Origin of the sequence: Nocardioides sp. YIM 152315 (assembly GCF_029210375.1) — a bacterium.
GTDB lineage: Bacteria > Actinomycetota > Actinomycetes > Propionibacteriales > Nocardioidaceae > Nocardioides.
Window position 1 is genome coordinate 34,222 of sequence record NZ_JARGER010000034.1, and the last position, 17,374, is coordinate 51,595.

Annotated in this window: 17 protein-coding genes; 6 read left to right on the forward strand and 11 right to left on the reverse strand. The window is 73.0% G+C overall.

The genetic code is table 11. The annotated features are described in order from the left end of the window. Positions 1–48 precede the first annotated feature (48 nt). Positions 49–2,166, forward strand: coding sequence for an FAD-dependent oxidoreductase (locus PZ894_RS11030; RefSeq protein WP_275744813.1), 2,118 nt, complete (start codon positions 49–51; stop codon positions 2,164–2,166). Between the two features lie 13 nt (positions 2,167–2,179). Here the strand turns inward: PZ894_RS11030 and dmpG are convergent, their stop codons facing one another. From dmpG to PZ894_RS11080, 10 genes are all read right to left on the reverse strand, one after another. Then, the gene (gene dmpG, locus PZ894_RS11035; protein ID WP_275744725.1) at positions 2,180–3,190 is read right to left on the reverse strand and encodes a 4-hydroxy-2-oxovalerate aldolase; all 1,011 of its coding nucleotides are present in this window, start codon (positions 3,188–3,190) and stop codon (positions 2,180–2,182) included. Then, positions 3,187–4,158 (reverse strand): acetaldehyde dehydrogenase (acetylating), encoded by a 972-nt coding sequence (locus tag PZ894_RS11040; RefSeq protein ID WP_275744727.1) that lies wholly within the window; start codon positions 4,156–4,158, stop codon positions 3,187–3,189. Before PZ894_RS11040 ends, dmpG begins: the two co-directional genes overlap by 4 nt. Next, entirely contained in the window at positions 4,155–4,961 is an 807-nt protein-coding gene (locus PZ894_RS11045; RefSeq protein WP_275744728.1) for a fumarylacetoacetate hydrolase family protein, read from the reverse strand. Before PZ894_RS11045 ends, PZ894_RS11040 begins: the two co-directional genes overlap by 4 nt. 71 nt (positions 4,962–5,032) lie before the next feature. Continuing rightward, entirely contained in the window at positions 5,033–6,622 is a 1,590-nt protein-coding gene (locus PZ894_RS11050; protein ID WP_275744730.1) for an AMP-binding protein, read from the reverse strand. Further along, the gene (locus tag PZ894_RS11055; protein ID WP_275744732.1) at positions 6,619–7,029 is read right to left on the reverse strand and encodes a nuclear transport factor 2 family protein; all 411 of its coding nucleotides are present in this window, start codon (positions 7,027–7,029) and stop codon (positions 6,619–6,621) included. The genes PZ894_RS11050 and PZ894_RS11055 overlap by 4 nt, the downstream gene beginning before the upstream one ends. Continuing rightward, the gene (locus PZ894_RS11060; RefSeq protein WP_275744734.1) at positions 7,026–7,532 is read right to left on the reverse strand and encodes a nuclear transport factor 2 family protein; all 507 of its coding nucleotides are present in this window, start codon (positions 7,530–7,532) and stop codon (positions 7,026–7,028) included. The genes PZ894_RS11055 and PZ894_RS11060 overlap by 4 nt, the downstream gene beginning before the upstream one ends. Further along, positions 7,529–8,401, reverse strand: a complete 873-nt coding sequence (locus tag PZ894_RS11065; RefSeq protein ID WP_275744736.1) for a TIGR03619 family F420-dependent LLM class oxidoreductase — start codon at positions 8,399–8,401, stop codon at positions 7,529–7,531. The genes PZ894_RS11060 and PZ894_RS11065 overlap by 4 nt, the downstream gene beginning before the upstream one ends. Before the next feature lie 5 nt (positions 8,402–8,406). Beyond that, entirely contained in the window at positions 8,407–9,204 is a 798-nt protein-coding gene (locus PZ894_RS11070) for an SDR family NAD(P)-dependent oxidoreductase (RefSeq protein ID WP_275744738.1), read from the reverse strand. Then, complete coding sequence (locus PZ894_RS11075) at positions 9,201–9,521, reverse strand: hypothetical protein (protein ID WP_275744739.1); 321 nt, start codon at positions 9,519–9,521, stop codon at positions 9,201–9,203. Before PZ894_RS11075 ends, PZ894_RS11070 begins: the two co-directional genes overlap by 4 nt. Then, a complete protein-coding gene (locus PZ894_RS11080; RefSeq protein WP_275744740.1) occupies positions 9,521–10,678 on the reverse strand; it encodes a Rieske 2Fe-2S domain-containing protein in 1,158 nt (385 codons plus the stop codon). Before PZ894_RS11080 ends, PZ894_RS11075 begins: the two co-directional genes overlap by 1 nt. Before the next feature lie 169 nt (positions 10,679–10,847). Between PZ894_RS11080 and hsaA the strand changes: the two genes are divergently transcribed. After that, on the forward strand, positions 10,848–12,026 hold the full coding sequence (gene hsaA / locus PZ894_RS11085) for a 3-hydroxy-9,10-secoandrosta-1,3,5(10)-triene-9,17-dione monooxygenase oxygenase subunit (protein ID WP_275744741.1): 1,179 nt from the start codon (positions 10,848–10,850) through the stop codon (positions 12,024–12,026). Positions 12,027–12,146: 120 nt separating this feature from the next. Next, complete coding sequence (locus PZ894_RS11090; RefSeq protein WP_275744742.1) at positions 12,147–12,953, forward strand: IclR family transcriptional regulator; 807 nt, start codon at positions 12,147–12,149, stop codon at positions 12,951–12,953. A gap of 143 nt (positions 12,954–13,096) precedes the next feature. Here PZ894_RS11090 and PZ894_RS11095 read toward each other — a convergent pair whose 3' ends face one another. Then, positions 13,097–13,645: a flavin reductase family protein gene (locus PZ894_RS11095; protein ID WP_275744744.1), complete on the reverse strand. Its 549-nt coding sequence runs from the start codon at positions 13,643–13,645 to the stop codon at positions 13,097–13,099. 121 nt (positions 13,646–13,766) lie between these two features. On the opposite strand from PZ894_RS11095, the gene PZ894_RS11100 reads away from it, so the two are divergent. From PZ894_RS11100 to PZ894_RS11110, 3 genes are read left to right on the forward strand one after another with little or no spacing between them, the layout of a single operon-like run. Beyond that, positions 13,767–14,660 (forward strand): alpha/beta fold hydrolase, encoded by an 894-nt coding sequence (locus tag PZ894_RS11100; protein ID WP_275744746.1) that lies wholly within the window; start codon positions 13,767–13,769, stop codon positions 14,658–14,660. A 2-nt stretch (positions 14,661–14,662) separates the two neighbouring features. Next, positions 14,663–16,327, forward strand: a complete 1,665-nt coding sequence (locus PZ894_RS11105; RefSeq protein ID WP_275744748.1) for an FAD-binding protein — start codon at positions 14,663–14,665, stop codon at positions 16,325–16,327. A 2-nt stretch (positions 16,328–16,329) separates the two neighbouring features. Continuing rightward, positions 16,330–17,352, forward strand: a complete 1,023-nt coding sequence (locus PZ894_RS11110; protein WP_275744750.1) for a ferredoxin--NADP reductase — start codon at positions 16,330–16,332, stop codon at positions 17,350–17,352. The last annotated feature ends 22 nt before the right edge of the window (positions 17,353–17,374 follow it).

The window sequence follows — 17,374 nt, forward strand, 5'->3', positions numbered from 1 at the left end:
GACGCAACGACGCGTCCTCGCCGCGCCTCCTAGCGTCCCGACGTGCGTATGCGGCGAACTGCTCCGGACTTCACCCACCTGCTGGCTCCGGGGCGCATCGGCCCGCTCACCCTGCCGAGCCGCGTGATCATGCCGGCGATGGACATGAACGTGTGCCACGACGGGGTGATCGTCGAAGCCGACGTCGAGCACTACGTCGCTCGCGCGGCCGGGGGCGCCGGCATGGTCATCACCTCGGCGTCCGCGGTGGCGTTCCCGGTCGGTGCGACCAGCATGAAGGAGCCCGGGCTCTCCGAGGACAGGTTCATCCCGGGGCTCAGGGCCCTCGCCGACGCCGTGCACGCTGCCGGCTCGCTGCTGTGCGTGCAGGCCACCCACCACGGCAAGGTGGCGCGGATCGACACCCTCGAGGGACGGCCGCTGCTGGTGCCGTCGGCGCCGCAGGCCGCCCACGACCTCAGCGCGCTGCGGGACAACACGCCCGAGGAGCTGGCGCGGATGGGCGCCGTCACCCGGGGCAAGTCGCCGACCTACCACGAGGCGACCGACGACGACATTGCGTGGCTGATCGACCAGTTCGTCCGGGCGGCATGCCGGGTCATGGAGGCCGGCGCCGACGCCATCGAGATCCACTGCGCGCACGGCTACGTCCTCGGTGGCTTCCTGAGCCGTGCCGACAACAAGCGCACCGACGCCTGGGGCGGCTCGCTGGAGAACCGTGCCCGGCTCGCGTGCGAGGTGATCGCGGCGGTCCGACGTGCCGTGGGCGACCGGCTGGCCGTGCTGGTCCGGGTGGCCGGCGAGGAGTACGGCGAGGAGGGCGCGCTCAGCCTCGCCGAGACCGTCGAGGCCGCCCGGCTCTTCGAGGCCGCGGGCGCCGACGCGATCCACGTCACCGGCTGGGGGCGCAATCCCTTCCGCGACTTCCTCAGGGGACCGCTGCCGAACGAGGTCGGGGCCTACCGCCACAGCGCCCGGGCGGTGCGGGCCGCCGTCGGCATCCCGGTCATCGCCGTGGGCCGGGTGCTCCCCGAGGTCGGCGAGGAGATGATCGCCGGCGGGGACGCCGACTTCGTCGCGATGGGCCGACAGCTGCTGGCCGACCCGGGCCTGGTCGACAAGCTGCGGGCCGGGCGTCCGGAGTCGGTGCGGCCGTGCATCAACTGCTACGTCTGCGTCGAGCAGAACTTCTGGGACGAGACCCCCGTGTGTGCCGTCAACCCGGCGCTGGGCGACGAGCAGGCAGCGGTGTTCCTGCCCGTGCCGTCGCCGCGCCACGTGGTCGTGGTCGGCGGCGGACCGGCCGGCATGGAGGTCGCCCGCATCTCCCGCGAACGTGGCCACCGGGTGACCCTGGTCGAGGCCGGCGACCGCCTCGGCGGCTCCGCGTGGTTCTCCCAGCTGACGACGCCGCCCAACGGTCCGCTGCTGTCGTGGCAGGAGCACGAGCTCGAGCGGCTCGGCGTCGTCGTACGGCTCGGGCAGCAGGCGACGCCGGCCTCGATCATGGCGCTGCGACCGAGCACGGTCGTGCTCGCGACCGGCGCGAGTCGCGGCCTCCCGGCCGTGCCCGGTGCGGACCTCCCGCACGTGCAGACCGGCGACACCCTCCGCGCGCTGCTCACCGGCGCGGGCACCGCGCAGGGGAGCCGGCGGATGCGCTGGCTCGGCCGGGCCGGACGGCTGACCGGGCTCACCTCGCGACCGGACCTGATCCGTCGCGCCACGCGCACCGTGCTGCCCGTCGGCAAGGACGTCGTCGTGATCGGCGGTTCGCTGGTCGGGCTCGAGCTGGCGGAGTTCTTCGCCGAGCGCGGCAAGTCCGTCACCGTGCTGGAGGCCGGGGCGCAGCTCGGGCTGCCGATGGCGCTCCCGCGCCGTTGGCACGCCGTACGCCGCGCCACCGACCACGGGGTGCACGTCGAGCGGCAGGCGACGATCGAGGAGATCACCGCGACCACCGTCCGCTACACCGACCCCGAGGGTCGGTCGCGGACGGCGCCCGCCGACCTCGTGGTCGTCGCCTCCGAGGTCGCCTCGGGTGCGCCGCTGGCCGACGAGCTCACCGAGCGCGGCGTGGCGGTCGAGGTCGTCGGCGACGCCGCCGAGGTCGGCTACATCCAGGGCGCGATCCACTCGGCGTGGCGGGTCGCCCGCACCCTGTGACGTCGCTGCCGGCTCAGCCGGTGCGACCGACCAGGTCGAGGGCGATGTCGATGATCATGTCCTCCTGGCCACCGACCAGTCGGCGGCGGCCGACCTCGAGCAGGATCGTCCGCACGTCGACGCCGTAGCGATCGGCCGCCGCCTCGGCGTGCCGCAGGAAGCTCGAGTAGACCCCGGCGTACCCGAGGGTGAGCGTCTCGCGGTCGACGCGCACGGGACGGTCCTGCAGCGGTCGCACGATGTCGTCGGCGGCGTCCTGGAGCGCGAAGAGGTCGGCGCCGTGCTGCCAGCCGTTGAGGTCGGCGACGGCGACGAAGGGCTCGATCGGGCAGTTGCCGGCGCCGGCGCCCTGGCCGGCCAGCGACGCGTCCACCCGGCGCACGCCCTCCTCGACGGCGACCACCGAGTTGGCGACCGAGAGGGAGAGGTTCTCGTGGGCGTGGATGCCGAGCTCGGTGGCGGGGTCGAGCACGTCGCGGTAGGCGCGGATCCGCTCCCGGACGCCGTCCATGGTCAGCCGCCCGCCGGAGTCGGTCACGTAGACGCAGTGCGCGCCGTAGGACTCCATCAGCCTCGCCTGCCGGGCCAGCTCGGCGGCCGGCGCCATGTGGCTCATCATCAGGAAGCCCGACACGTCCATGCCGATCTCGCGGGCCGTGGCGATGTGCTGGGCCGCGACGTCGGCCTCGGTGCAGTGGGTCGCGACGCGCACCGACCGCACCCCCAGGTCGTACGCCGTGCGCAGCTCCTCGATGGTGCCGACGCCGGGCAGCAGCAGGGTCGTGAGCCGGGCCCGGTCGATGTTCGCGGCGGCGGCCTCGAGCCACTCCCAGTCGCTGTGCGATCCCGGCCCGTAGTTGAGGGTGCCGCCGGCGAGGCCGTCGCCGTGCGCGACCTCGATCGCGTCGACGCCGGCGGCGTCGAGCGCGGCCACGATCCGGCCGACGTCGGCCGGGTCGATGCGGTGCCGGATGGCGTGCATCCCGTCGCGGAGGGTCACGTCCTGCAGGAAGATCTCGGTCATGCGGTGGCCTCCACGGGCTCGGTGCGGGCCGTCCGTCCGACCGCGGCGATCCGCTCGGCGGTGCGCAGGGCGGCGGACGTCATGATGTCGAGGTTGCCGGCGTAGGCCGGCAGGTAGTGCGCGGCTCCCTCGACCTCGAGGAAGACCGACACCTGGTGGGTGACCGCCTGCGCCGGGTCGGCGAGCAGGGTGTGGACGGGCTGGTCCGCCGGCACGGCCGTGAACTGCACCTCCTGCTTGAGCCGGTAGCCCGGCACGTACGTCGCGACCTCGGCCACCATGTCCTCGACGGAGGCGCGGATCCTCGCGTGCGTGTCGGGGTCGGGGTCGCCGATCAGGCAGAAGACCGTGTCGCGCATGATCAGCGGCGGCTCGGCCGGGTTGAGGATGATGACGGCCTTGCCCCGCCCGGCCCCGCCGACGCTCCGGATCGCGTGCGAGGTGGTCTCGGTGAACTCGTCGATGTTGGCGCGGGTCCCCGGTCCGGCGGACTTCGAGGCGATCGACGCCACGATCTCGCCGTACGCCACCGGTGTGACGCGGGAGACCGCGGCGACGACGGGGATCGTCGCCTGGCCGCCGCAGGTCACCATGTTGACGTCGGGCGCGGCGAGGTGCTCGTCGAGGTTGACCGCCGGCACGACGAACGGCCCGATCGCGGCGGGGGTGAGGTCGATGAGCCGCTTGCCATAGGGGGCGAGCCGCTCGGCGTTGGCGACGTGGGCCTTGGCGCTGGTGGCGTCGAAGACGATGTCGATCTCGTCGAAGCAGTCCATCGCGACCAGGCCGTCGACGCCGTCGCTGGTGGTGGCGAAGCCGAACCGCTGCGCGCGGGCCAGGCCGTCGGACTCCGGATCGATGCCCACCATGGCGGCCATCTCGAGGGTGTCGGAGAGCCGCATCACCTTGATCATCAGGTCGGTGCCGATGTTGCCCGACCCGATGATCGCGACCTTGGTCCTGCTCACTGCGCCTCCTCGGGGACGGTGGATGGGGAGAATCGAGCGGTGACGGAGCCGAGACCACTGAGCTCGGCCGTCACGGTGGCGCCGGGGGACACGTCGCGCATCGGGCCGAGAGCCCCTGAGAGCACCACCTGGCCGGCGCGCAGGGGCTCGCCGTACTCGCGGGCGGTGCGGGCCAGCCAGGCCAGTGCGTGGAGCGGGTCGCCGAGGCAGGCGGCGCCGTCGCCGGTCGAGACCTCCTCGCCGTCGATGCGCATCGACATCGTGACCTCCGCCGGTTCGACCTCCGCGAGCGTCCGGCGCTCGGTGCCCAGCACGTAGAGGCCGCTGGAGGCGTTGTCGGCGACGGTGTCGCCGAAGGCGATGTCCCAGCCGGTGATCCGGCTGTCGACGATCTCCAGCGCCGCGACCGCGTAGGCGGTCGCCGCGCGCACCCGGGCGTTGTCGAGCGGCCCCTCGGCGAGGTCGTCGGCGAGCACGAACGCGATCTCGGCCTCGGCCTTCGGCTGCAGCAGCCGGCCCATCGGCACCTCGTCGGCGCCGGTGAGGTCCATGTCGTCGAGAAGCCACCCGAAGTCGGGCTGGTCGACCCCGAGCTGCTGCTGGACCGCGGGGGACGTGAGTCCGATCTTGCGGCCGACCACGCGCGCGCCGGCGTCGCGGCGCGCGGCGATCACGTGGGACTGGACGGCGTACGCCGCGGCGAGGTCGTCGGCGCCGATCAGGTCGCGCACCGGTGCGCACGGCGTGCGGGTCACGGCGGCCCGCCGCAGCCGCTCGGCCGCCCGTCGGATCGACTCCTCCATGGCGGGCAACGTACGGGTCGACCGGCCGACCCGGGGGCGTCCATTCCGGTCATCGGGAGTGGTCTGCGCGCTCAGCCGAGCGGGCGGTAGCGGCCGCTCGCGCCGTCGCGCACCAGCACGCTCGCCTCGAGTGCGGTGTCGACCTCGCGCTTGACCACCTTGCTGGTGGGGGTGCGGGGCAGCGCCTCGACCAGGCGCAGGTAGCGGGGCACCCACTTGGTGCCGAGGTCGGGCTGGGCGTCGAGGAACCGCGCGAACGCGTCGGCGTCGAACTCCGCGCCGGGGACGAGCTCGGCCACGGCGAGCACCGCGTCGCCCACGGCCTCGTCGGGGACCCCGAGCACGGCCACCGCCGAGAACGCCGGGAACCGGCCGAGGAGCCGCTCGACCGGCGCGATCGCGATGTTCTCCCCGTCCACCCGCAGCCAGTCGCCCGCGCGGCCGGCGAAGTAGAAGAACCCCTCGGCGTCCCGGTAGGCGAGGTCGCCGGACCACACCCACCCCTGTCGAAGCCGCTTCGCCTCGGCCTCGGGGTTGTTCCAGTAGCCCTCGAAGAGCGGGGCGCCGAGCTTGTTCACGATCTCGCCGACCGCCTGCTCGGCGTTGAGCAGCCGACCGGCGTCGTCGAACCGGGCCGGCGGGCACTCCGCCAGCGTCTCCGGGTCGACGACCACGATGCCCTCGGGTGCCACGCCCAGGGAGCCGGCCGGGGTGGCGGGGGTGCGGTTGATCCGGATCTCGCCCTCGCTGGACCCGAAGGAGTCGACCACCTGGCAGCCGAACCGACGGGAGAACGCCGCGATGTCGCGCTCGGAGGCCTCGTTGCCGAAGGCGATCCGCAGCGGGTTGTCGGCGTCGTCGGGCTGCTCGGGGGTCGCCAGCACGTAGTTGAGGGGCTTGCCGACGTAGTTGAAGAACGTCACGCCGTGACGTCGCACGTCGGGCAGCCACCCCGACGCCGAGAAGCGACGCCGCAGCACGATCGTGCCGCCGGTGCGCACCGCCGGCGCGATGCCGGCCTGGATCGCGTTGGAGTGGAACATCGGCATCACGACGTAGAAGACGTCCGCGGAGGTCAGCGACCGCCGCTCGGCCTGCTGCACCGCGATCCGGCCCATCCGCGCCTGCGTGCAGACGACCGCCTTCGGCGCCGACGTGGTGCCGCTGGTGAAGATCAGGGAGTACGCCGTGGCCGGGTCGACCATCTCGGCGCGCGCCACGTCGACCGGCGTCGCGGCGGCGAGCCGCTCGGCGTACCCGGCGTCGTCGACGTGGAGGACGCGGTCGTCGGGCACGCCGGTCTCGAGCCCGTCGACCAGCGCGCGGCGGCTGTCGTCGACGACCAGCACCTGGCACTCGGTGAAGGTGATGTCGCGCGCCAGGTCGGGGCCGCGGCGGGTGGGGTTGATGCCGACCGCGGTGGCGCCGGCGACCGCGGCCGCCAGCCACCAGAAGAGGTGCTCGGCGGTGTTCTCCAGGGCCAGGCCGACATGCCAGGGTCCGTCGACGCGCAGCTCGTCGAGCAGTCCGGCCCGCCGTCGCGCCTCGCCGACCACCTCTCGCCAGCTCCAGGTGCGCTCCTCGAACCAGACTGCCGGCGCGTCGTCCTCGGCCCGGTCGGCAACCAGCCGAGCGAAGGTCGGCTCTTCCCCGCCGCTCATGCCGGTCGCAGCACGGCGACGTCGCCGAGGGAGATCCGGATCTCGAACCACCGGCGCGCGATCCGCCACCCGGCGTCGGTGCGCACCCAGCGATCGTCGTAGTCACCCATGCACTCGAAGAACGACCCGCTCATCGGACCGGCGCCCTGGTGGTGGACGCGGCCGTAGGTCAGCGAACGCGCCTCGTGCTCGGCGACCGAGACGCGGTGGTCGCCGAGCAGGTGCTGGGTCGGCCCGACGCCGCCGAGGTGGTCCTGCATGCGGCGTACGACGGCCTCGGGGCCTCGCGCGCCGTAGGCGACGCAGTCGTCGGTGAGCAGCGAGGCGATCGTCTCCCAGTCACGGGTGTCGGTCGCCGCGGCGAACTCGGCCAGCAGCTCGACGATGGCAGTGCGGTCGTCGCTCATGCGCGCTCCCCGCGCGCGCCCGCGCGGAGCAGGGCAGGGGACTCCGGGCGCCCGTCCAGCACCCGGCTGGTGCGCACGGTGGTCCGCCAGCCCGCCGGCGTACGTCGGAGCTGCCAGTGGTGGGCGGTGGCCCGACGCACCCGGAAGCCCTCGTCGGTGTTGACGACCATCAGCGAGTGGCACACCGCCACCGCGTCGTTGCCGTCGAGGGTCACCCGTGCCGGCCCGAGGAAGTGGGCACAGCCGCCCGAGATCCAGCCCTGGTGGGCCGAGGACTCGACCATCTGCCGGATCGCCGCGGATCCGTCGAGGTAGACCTCGTCGACGTCGTAGATGCCGTCGTCGGTCCACAGCGCGGCCACGTCGTCCGCCGCGCCGCCGTCGACCAGCGGGCCGTAGCCCGTGATCAGGCGGAGGATCTCGCGCTCGTCCTCGAGCTCGCGCAGCCGCCCCTCGAGCGCCTCGAGTCGCGCCGCGACGTCCGGTCCGGTCGGGTCGCTCATCCGATCTCCTCGCCGAGGACGGCCAGCGCCTCGAGCTGCTCACAGTAGTGGTCGACGGACTCGGCGTGCACCGCGGCGCTCACCAGCGTGGCGCCGGATGCCCGCACCCGTCCCATCCGACGGATCGTGCCGTCGCGGTCCCCGATGGGGTCGACGGGGCGGCCAGGGGAGAGGACGACCTCGAACCCGGCGGGTACCTCGCTGCGCCCGAGCAGGTCGGCGAGCGCGTCGAGGCCGAGGCCGAAGGGGACCCATCCGTCACCGAGCTCGACGGCCCGGCGCAGCGATCGCGGCGTCCGACCGCCGATCCACAGCGGCACCCGCTCCTGGACGGCGTGCGGCTCCACGACGAGGTCGGAGAAGGCGAAGTGCGACCCGGCGTAGCTCGGCGTACGCCGTCCCAGCGACGCGCGCAGCGCGGCGAGCGCGTCGTCGGCGACCTCGCCGCGGCCCTCGAACGTCGCGCCGAGCAGCTCGAACTCCTCGCGGAGCGAGCCGACGCCGAGTCCCAGCACGAGCCGGCCGGCGCTGACCCGGTCGAGGGTGCCGTAGCGCTTCGCGATCTCGAGGGGATGGTGGTAGCCGAGCACCAGCACCTGCGTGGCGAGCCGGATCCGCTCGGTGCGGGCGGCGAGGTAGCCGAGGGTCGCGAGGGGGTCCCAGTACGTGGCGCCCCGCTCGGCCGCGACCGTGGTAGGCACCGCGACGTGCTCGCTGCAGGTCAGGTGGTGGAAGCCCAGCCGGTCGGCAGCCTGCGCCACCTGTGCGAGCTCGGCGATGCCGGCGCCGTCCTCCCACGCAGCGTGGGCGCCGGGGTTGGCGGTGACGATCGGGCTGACGACGCCGATCCTCAGGGAGGGCGTCTCCACGCCGGTCACTTCGACGCCGGGGGCAGCAGCCGCTGCGACGCCTCGTGGGCGCCGAGGACGAGCCGGGCCCGGTCGGTGCCGCTGCGGACCTCCACCGCCTTCGCGTTGCCCGCGGCGACCTGGACGGGTCCGTCCCCGAGGGCGGCGAGGGCCTGGCGGGCGACGTCGTCGGGCTCGGAGACGTGGAGGCCGGGGAGGTCGAAGGACAGCCCGGCGCGCTCCATCGCCGGCGTCCGGGTCACGCCGAGCACGAACTCCAGCACGTCGACGTCGTGGTCGCGCATCTCCACCCAGAGCCCCTCGGCGAAGATCCGGCAGAACGCCTTGACCGCGGCGTAGATCGAGATCTGTGCCGAGCCCAGGAAGCCCGCGAGCGAGCCCACCAGCAGCAGGCCGCCGCGACGGCGCTCCTTCATCGGCTCCCCGAAGTGCCGCACGAGCGCAAGCTGGGCGGTGATGTTGAGGTCGATGACCTGCTGGAAGCGGTCGAGGTCGCCGGTGACGAACTCGTGGCCGTAGGTGTTGGCGCCGGCGTTGAAGACCAGCAGCCCGACCTCGAGCCCGTCGGTGACCTCGGCGATGCGCTTGAGGGCGTCGACGTCGGTCAGGTCGACGGCGAGGGTGCGCACCTCGGCGCCCAGCGCTCGCGCGGCCGCCGCCGTCTCCTCGAGCGGCTCGGGCTTGCGTGCGAGCAGCACCAGGTTCAGCCCGGCGCTCGCGAGCTGGGTGGCGAACGATGCCCCGACCCCCTCGGAGCCGCCGGCGATCACCGCCCAGGGTCCGTGGCGTTCGACGTCGATCACGCGTGGGTCACCTCGTGCTCGGGATTCTCGGGGTTGGTCGGGAGCGGGTCGTCGTCCTGCACGGGGAGCTCCCCGCGCACGGCCGCGGCCCGGATGCTCTCGCGCAGTGCCTGGCAGCCGGGGAAGGCCGCGCTGTTCGGGCCCGAACCGGGGCTCGAGGCGCGGCGCTCGAGGCAGCGCTGCACGGCGTCGTCGTGCCACTGCACGCTGGTCTGCTCCCAGCTGCTCTTGCGCGCCTCGACCCCGGCCCCGCACGTCGTACAGACGACCGGCGTCATCGGACCGTCGGCCAGACGGTTGTCGGGGCGGACCGCCATCAGACCGGCTGACCGCTCGCGTCGGCGCTCTTGCGGGCGAGGTTGTCCTCGACCTCCTGGCGCCAGGCCTCGTTGGGACGGGTGGTGTCGATCTCGAACTCGAAGCGCTCGGTCATCTCGGGCGTCACGTCCGCGGCGTCGACGTAGAACTGCTCGTACCAGCGACGCAGCTGGTAGACCGGCCCGTCCTCCTCGCACAGCAGCGGGTTGTCGATCCGGGCCTTGTTCTTCCAGATCTGCACGTCCTGCTCGAAGCCGAGCCGGATGAAGTCGCCCTGCTTGCGGGCCATCGCCTCGGCCTGCTCGTCGTCGACGCCCGGCTGCTTCTTGACGATGACGCCGTACTGGAGCACGAAGGAGTTGTTGTCGATCGGGTAGTGGCAGTTGATCAGCACGCTCGGGACGTCGTGGTCCTCGTAGTGGTAGACGAGGTCGTCGATCATGAAGGACGGACCGTGGTACGACGCGACCGAGCTGTTGCCCAGCGTCACCGGCGCGCCACCGCCGTCCCGCTTCGGCCGGATGTCCTCGCGGCCCACGCCCTTCATGTACTGCGTGGCGGTGTGGCCCTCGAAGACGTTCGAGAAGTACGTCGGGAAGGAGTAGTGGACGTAGAAGAAGTGCGCCATGTCGACGACGTTGTCGACGATCTCGCGGCAGTTGGCGCCCTCGATCGTGGTGGAGTACCAGACCCAGTCGGTCCACTCCGGGTCGGCGTACCCCGCGATGCGGGGGATCGTGACGTCCTCCGGCGGCGGCTTGCCCTCCGGGTCGTTCCAGACGAAGAGCATGCCGTCCTGGATCAGCGTCGGCCAGGCCTGGGTGCGGGCGCGCAGCGGGACGCGCCGGGCGTACGGGATCTGCTTGCAGCGGCCGTCGCCGCCCCAGCGCCAGTCGTGGAATGGGCACGCGATCTCGTTGCCCTTGACGGTGCCCTGCGAGAGGTCGCCGCCCATGTGGCGGCAGTAGGCGTCGAGCACGCTGACCTTGCCGTCCTCGCCCGCGAAGACCACGAGCTTCTGGCCGAAGGCGTTGACCTGGTGCGGCTTGCCGTCACAGAAGTCCCGCTCGAGGCCGAGGCAGTGCCAGCCCCGCGCGAACCTCGTGGGGGCGGCCTCCGCCTCGATCTGGCGGACCTCGTCCTTGGCGACGCTCATCTGCTCCTCCGTTCCTGCATCCGGCGGGCGGTCTCGACGGGCCTCCGGCCGACGGTGTTCCGGGCGTTGCGGCGAGTCTCGGCCTCCGCGCCGCGCCGGGAGCGGTGCGGTCCCACTCAGCGGAAGGTCGCGGATCGTCGCGCGGATCGGGAGGCGCATCCTCGCAGGCATGACCACCCCCGCCCAGACCGACACGGTGCTCGACCGCGTGCGTCCGCTGCTGCCGACGATCGCCGGGCGGGCCGCCGAGGCCGACGAGACCCGCCGGGTGCCGGAGCCGACGATCGCCGAGCTCACCGCCGCGGGTGTCTTCCGCATGCTCCAGCCGAAGCGGTACGGCGGAGCCGAGGCGCACCCGGTCGAGTTCTTCGAGGTCGTGCGTGCACTCTCCGGTGCCTGCGGCTCGACGGGCTGGGTCGCCTCGGTGCTCGGGGTGCATCCCTGGCAGGTGGCGCTCTTCGAGGAGCAGGCCCAGGACGAGGTCTGGTCGGCGGACCCCGACGTCCTGATCTCCTCGGCGTACGCGCCGATCGGCCGGCTGGTGCGTGAGGGCGGCGCCTACCGGCTGAGCGGACGCTGGAGCTTCTCCTCGGGCTGCGACCACGCCGGCTGGGCGCTGCTCGGCGCGCTGGCGCCGCCGGAGGCCGGCGGCCACCCGGAGTTCGTCACCCTGCTCGTCCCGCGCCGCGACTACCGGGTGATCGACGTGTGGGACACCGTCGGGCTGCGCGGCACCGGAAGCAACGACGTCGAGGTCGACGACGCGCTCGTGCCGGCGCACCGGGTGCTGCGCAACGCCGAGCACAGCCGGCTCACCGGGCCGGGCCAGCAGGTCAATCCCGGGCCGCTCTACCGCATCCCGTTCGGCGCGGTCTTCAGCAGCGCCATCACCTCCCCGATCGTCGGTGCGGTCGCTGGCTGCCTGGACGACTACGTCGCCGCCATGCAGCACCGGACCCGCGGCAGCCTCGGCGGCGGCCGGTTCGCCGAGGACCAGTTCGCGCAGGTCGCGCTGGCGCGCGCGGCCAGCGAGGTGGATGCCGCCGTCCTCCAGATGGAGCGGAACCTGCGCGAGCTGGTCACCTGCGCGACGGACGGGGAGATCCCCTTCGAGCTGCGGCTGCGCACGCGGCGCGACCAGGTGCGGGCGACCGAGCGAACCCTCGAGGCGGTCGACCTGCTGTTCAAGACCGCGGGCGGTCACTCCCTGCGCCGGGGCAACACCATCGAGCGAGCCTGGCGCGACGCCCACGCAGGCTCGGTGCACGTCGCTAACGACGTCGAGCGCGCGCTGGCGTCCTACGGCCGCGGGCTCTTCGGGCTCGACGTCGAGGAGACGCTCCTGTGACGCGCGGCCGTCATCGAGCAGAATGAATTTCAGATTCCGTCTTCCCCTCGCGCTGATCGACGGATAGTGTGGCGTCCGCCGTCATCTAGAATTCGTTTCAGTTTTGCTCCGGAGGATGCCATGACCGTCGCCCGTGTCGAGACACCCGACCGCCAGGATGTCCCGGTGTCGATGGTCGAGCGGATGACCCTCATCCTCGACGCGTTCCCCGGGCCGTCCGCCCGGCTCACGCTCGAGGACGTCGCCCGGATCACCCACCTCCCGCGCTCCACCGCCCACCGCATCCTCGACCAGCTGCTGAAGGTGAGCTGGCTGGAGCACTCGAGCTTCGGCTACAGCCTCGGGCCGCGCGCGCTCCACCTCGGCGGCGTCGCCGACGACACCTCCGAACTGCGCGCGGTCGCCTCCACCCACCTGCACACCCTGATGCTGCGCACCGGGCTGACGGTGCACCTCGGGGTGCTCGACGAGGGCCGGATCCACTACCTCGACAAGATCGGCGCTCGCTTCGCGACCTCCGTCCCCTCGAGGGTCGGCGGATACGCGCCCGCGCACTGCACCGCCCTGGGTCGCGCGATGCTCGCGTGGCTGCCACCCGAGGAGGTCGACGAGCGGGTGGGGGAGGACCTGCGCGCGATGACCGGCAACACCGTGGCCGATCGCCGCGCCCTGCACCACGAGCTCACCCGCGTGCGCGGCCGGCACGGCATCGCGCTCGAGCGCAGCGAGTGCTTCGACGACATCGCCTGCGTGGCCGCCGCGATCCGCGCTCCGGAGGGCCCGATCGGGGCGATCTCGCTGGTCGGCGACTCGAGCACGCCGCTGGAGCGCGTCGCCCCGCTCGTCCTGGACGCGGCACGACAGGTCACGCTCGAGCTCTTCCCTGACTTCGACAGCCGCCGGGGCCGGGCGCTGCGGTCGGTCTGACCCGGCCGGTCCACCCGGTGACGCCTGCCCGCCCGGGTCCGCCGCTCCGGCGGTTCTCGCCGTCGTGGGCGGTCAGCCCCTCACCGCCGGCGTTGCCTGTCGATCGCAACCACGATCCGACCCGCCGTGCCCGTCCCGGCGTCTCAGCCCCAGTGGTCTCCCCAGCCCCACAGGCTCGGCGCCTGGGTGCTGTGCGCGTCCTCGATGCCGAAGCGGCCGCGGAAGAAGAGCATCGGCCGCTCGTCGGCCGGGTCGGTCTCCAGCTCGAGGACGCGACCGATCACCACGTCGTGGTCACCGGCCACGTGCACGTCCTCGACCTGCGCGTGCACCCGCAGCAGCGAGCCGCGGAGCGACGGGGTGCCCCATCGCGACTCCACCCAGTCGAGGTCGTCGAACTTGCGGCCGCGGCTGGACCCGAAGCGCTGGCACAGCTCGTCCTGGTCCTCGCCGAGCACGTTGACGGTGAACCGGCCCGAGCGGCGGATGCCCGGCCAGGCGCGGCCACGGTGGTCGGCGCAGAAGAGCACCAGCGGCGGCTCGAGCGACACCGAGGCGAAGGACTGGCAGGCGAATCCGAGCGGCCCGTCGTCGTACCCGGTCACCACCGTCACGCCGGTCGCGAAGGAGCCCATCGCGCGGCGCATGTCGGCGGGCGACGGCGGGCTCACTACCGCGGTCGTGTCGATCATGGCACGGACGGTACGGCGCGTCGGCCGCCCGGGCCGCGACGATCCCGGTCAGCGGTCCGGCGATTCCCGGTCATCGGGATGCCGGGCGGTGCCGCCGGATGCCGGTTCCTACCGTGACCGCGTGAGTGCGACGACCAGCGCCCCGAGTGGCCCCGAGCTGACCCACGACGGCACCCTGCGCGAGCTGCCCACGACCGACGGGGTGCTGCGCTACCACGAGGCCGGCGACCCGGCGGCGCCACCGCTGCTGCTCCTGCACGGCTCCGGGCCGGGTGTCACCGGCTGGCGCAACTTCGGCGAGAACCTGCCGCTCCTCGCGCAGCACTTCCGCTGCCTCGTGCTGGAGTTCCCGGGGTTCGGCGTCAGTGACGCCACCGACCAGCACCCGATGGCCGCGGCACTGCCGGCCGTGGATCGGTTCCTGGACGGTCTGCGCCTGGACCGCGTCGACGTGATCGGCAACTCGATGGGCGGCGTCGTCGCGACCCGGTTCGCGGTCGCCCAGCCCGAGCGGGTGCGTCGGATGGTCACGGTCGGCGGCATGGGGCGCGCGATCTTCAGCCCGTCGCCGGGGGAGGGCCTGAACCTGCTCATGGAGTTCACCGAGGCCCCGAGCCGCGAGCGGCTCGTGGAGTGGCTGAACTCGATGGTCCACGACCGGTCGCTGGTGACCGAGGAGCTCATCGAGCAGCGCTGGGCGCAGGCGATCGAGCCGAGCACGCTGGCGGCCGCGCGCCGGATGTACAGCCGCCCCGCCCTGGAGGGCATGAGCAGGGCGGCCGAGTCGTCCCCGGAGCCGCCGTACTGGGCGATGCTGCACCGGATCCGCGCACGCACGCTCCTCACCTGGGGTCGCGACGACCGGGTCAGCCCGCTCGACATGGCGCTGGTGCCGATGCGGACGATCCCCGACGTCGAGCTGCACGTGCTGCCCAACTGCGGGCACTGGGCGATGATCGAGCAGAAGTCCGCCTGGGAGGCGGTCGTGCTCGCCTTCCTGACGAGGGAGGACTGACCATGACCGAGACCGGCACCGGGTGGGACGACGAGGTCGACTTCCTGGTCGTGGGCTCCGGCGGCGGCGGGATGACCGCCGCTCTGGCCGCCCACGACGCCGGCCTCTCCACGCTGATCGTGGAGAAGGCCGCGATGTATGGCGGCAGCACCGGCATCTCCGGCGGCGGCATCTGGATCCCGAACAACCCCACGCTGCGCAAGGCCGGGCACGACGACAGCCGGGAGTCGATCCGGCGCTATCTCGACGCGCTGACCGAGGGCAAGGTGGCCCCGGCCCGCCTCGACACCTACGTCGACCAGGGCCCGGCGGCCATGGAGCTGCTGGCCCGGAGTCGGTGGTGGAAGCTCGCCTGGACCAAGGGCTACGCCGACTACCACCCCGAGTACGAGGGCGGCCGCCCGCGCGGCCGGTCGGTCGAGCCCCGGCCGTTCGACACGCGCAAGCTCGGCGAGGACGAGCGCTTCCAACGTCCCAACAGCATGAAGGGCCCGCTGGGCCTGTGGATCACCGCCGCCGACTACCGCGACCTCGCCATGGTCAAGCGCACCTGGCGCGGCCGGTGGAAGTCGGTCGTGGCGGCCTGGCGGGTCTCCTCCAACGTGATCCGGCGTCGTCACATGGCCACCGGCGGCCGGGCCCTGGTGGCACGCCTGCGGATGGCCCTCAAGGACGCCGGGGTCCCGCTGTGGCTGCGCACGCCGATGACCGCCCTGGTCGTCGAGGGTGACCGGGTCGCCGGCATCGAGGTTGCGCGCGACGGCGGCACCGCCCGGATCCGCGGCCGCTACGGCGTGCTGCTGGCCTGCGGTGGCTTCGACCACGACCCCGAGCTGCGCGAGGCGCACCTGCCCGAGGGCGCCCGCGCCGACCACAGCCTGGGCGCCCGGGAGAACACCGGCGACGGCATCGTCGAGGGCCAGCGGCTGGGCGCCGCGGTCGACTTCATGGACGACGCCTGGTGGATGCCGAGCGTCGAGCACCCCAGCGGCGCGACGATCCCGCTGGTCTCCGAGCGTGCGATCCCGGGCCAGGTGATCGTGTCGACCGACGGCCGCCGATTCACCAACGAGGCCTCGCCGTACGTCAACTTCGTCCACGACCAGCTCGAGGGCAAGCACGTGGAGGCCTGGTGTGTCATGGACTCCCGGGCCCGGTCGCGCTACCCGTTCGCGCAGATCCTGCCGGGCGCGCCCTTCCCGAGGTCGTTCTACGAGGCCCGCCTGGTGCACCGGGCCGACGACCTGCGCGAGCTCGCCCGGGCGATCGGCGTCCACGAGGACAACCTGGTCGCCACGGTCGATCGCTTCAACGGGTTCGCTCGCTCGGGCGTCGACGAGGACTTCGGCCGCGGCACCTCGGCGTACGACCACTACTACGGCGACCCCAACCTGACGAACCCCAACCTCGACGTCATCGACAAGGCGCCGTTCTACGCGATCCGCATCGAGATCGGCGACCTGGGCACCAAGGGTGGACTGGTGTGCGACGAGCACGGGCGGGTGCTGCGCCAGGACGGGTCCGTCATCGACGGCCTGTACGCGACCGGCAACGCGAGCGCGTCGGTGATGGCCAACGAGTACGCCGGGCCGGGAGCGACGATCGGCCCCTCGATCGTGTTCGGGTACGTCGCCGCGCGACATGCGGCCGCCGGGCGGGTCGACTGAGCATGGCCACGGTGCGCGTCGTCGAGGTGGTCGCGGAGACCACCGAGGCCCACACCCTCGTCCTCGAGCCGACCGACGGCGGTCGCTGGGACTACCGGCCCGGTCAGTTCCTCACGGTGCGGGTGCCCTCGCAGCGGCCCGGCGGCGCCGCCCGCTGCTACTCGCTCTGCTCCTCGCCGGTGCACGACGACCGGCTCAAGGTGACGGTCAAGCGGACCCGCGAGGGCTATGCGTCCAACTGGCTGTGCGACCACGTGGTCGCGGGTGACGAGCTGGAGGTGCTGCCCCCGGCCGGGACCTTCGTGCCCCGCGACCTGGACGCCGACTTCCTGCTCCTGGCGGGCGGCAGCGGCATCACGCCGGTGCTGTCCATCCTCAAGTCCGCCCTGCACTCCGGCTCCGGCCAGGTGGTGCTGGTCTACGCCAACCGCGACGAGTCCTCGGTGATCTTCCGGGACGCGCTGGTGGACCTGGCCGGGGCGTTCCCCGGGCGGCTCGCGATCGTGCACTGGCTGGAGTCGGTGCAGGGCCTGCCGACCGAGGCCGGCGTGCGGGCGCTGGTGGCGCCGTACGCCGACCGCGACGCCTTCGTCTGCGGCCCCGGGCCGTTCATGGACCTCGCGGGGCGGGTGCTCGCCGACCTCGGGGTGCCGCGCGAGCGGCTGCACCAGGAGGTCTTCACGTCGTTGGAGGGGGATCCCTTCGCCGCCGTACCCGTGCTGCCCGCGGACGGCGCCGTCGACGGCGAGCCGGCAGAGCTGGTGGTCGAGCTCGACGGCGGAGTCACCACCCACCCGTGGCCGGCCGGAGCGAAGCTCCTCGACGTGCTCCTCGCCGCCGGGGTGCAGGCGCCGTTCTCCTGTCGCGAGGGTGCCTGCAGTGCCTGCGCCTGCGTGCTCCAGGAGGGCACCGTCGAGCTCGAGCACAACGAGGTCCTCGACGACGCCGACCTCGCCGACGGGCTCATCCTGTCGTGCCAGGCCCGGGCCACCTCGCCGGTGGTCAAGGTGTCCTACGACGCCTGAGCCCGATCCTTCCCGGTGACCG

What these genes read in the sequence shown, in the direction of transcription:
- PZ894_RS11060 (WP_275744734.1), bottom strand. Translation starts at nt 7,532, where the DNA reads ATGAGCGACCCGACCGGACCGGACGTCGCGGCGCGACTCGAGGCGCTC.
- PZ894_RS11110 (WP_275744750.1), top strand. Translation starts at nt 16,330, where the DNA reads ATGGCCACGGTGCGCGTCGTCGAGGTGGTCGCGGAGACCACCGAGGCC.
- PZ894_RS11105 (WP_275744748.1), top strand. Translation starts at nt 14,663, where the DNA reads ATGACCGAGACCGGCACCGGGTGGGACGACGAGGTCGACTTCCTGGTC.
- PZ894_RS11090 (WP_275744742.1), top strand. Translation starts at nt 12,147, where the DNA reads ATGACCGTCGCCCGTGTCGAGACACCCGACCGCCAGGATGTCCCGGTG.
- dmpG (WP_275744725.1), bottom strand. Translation starts at nt 3,190, where the DNA reads ATGACCGAGATCTTCCTGCAGGACGTGACCCTCCGCGACGGGATGCAC.
- hsaA (WP_275744741.1), top strand. Translation starts at nt 10,848, where the DNA reads ATGACCACCCCCGCCCAGACCGACACGGTGCTCGACCGCGTGCGTCCG.
- PZ894_RS11055 (WP_275744732.1), bottom strand. Translation starts at nt 7,029, where the DNA reads ATGAGCGACGACCGCACTGCCATCGTCGAGCTGCTGGCCGAGTTCGCC.
- PZ894_RS11095 (WP_275744744.1), bottom strand. Translation starts at nt 13,645, where the DNA reads ATGATCGACACGACCGCGGTAGTGAGCCCGCCGTCGCCCGCCGACATG.
- PZ894_RS11075 (WP_275744739.1), bottom strand. Translation starts at nt 9,521, where the DNA reads ATGGCGGTCCGCCCCGACAACCGTCTGGCCGACGGTCCGATGACGCCG.
- PZ894_RS11030 (WP_275744813.1), top strand. Translation starts at nt 49, where the DNA reads ATGCGGCGAACTGCTCCGGACTTCACCCACCTGCTGGCTCCGGGGCGC.
- PZ894_RS11080 (WP_275744740.1), bottom strand. Translation starts at nt 10,678, where the DNA reads ATGAGCGTCGCCAAGGACGAGGTCCGCCAGATCGAGGCGGAGGCCGCC.
- PZ894_RS11045 (WP_275744728.1), bottom strand. Translation starts at nt 4,961, where the DNA reads ATGGAGGAGTCGATCCGACGGGCGGCCGAGCGGCTGCGGCGGGCCGCC.
- PZ894_RS11050 (WP_275744730.1), bottom strand. Translation starts at nt 6,622, where the DNA reads ATGAGCGGCGGGGAAGAGCCGACCTTCGCTCGGCTGGTTGCCGACCGG.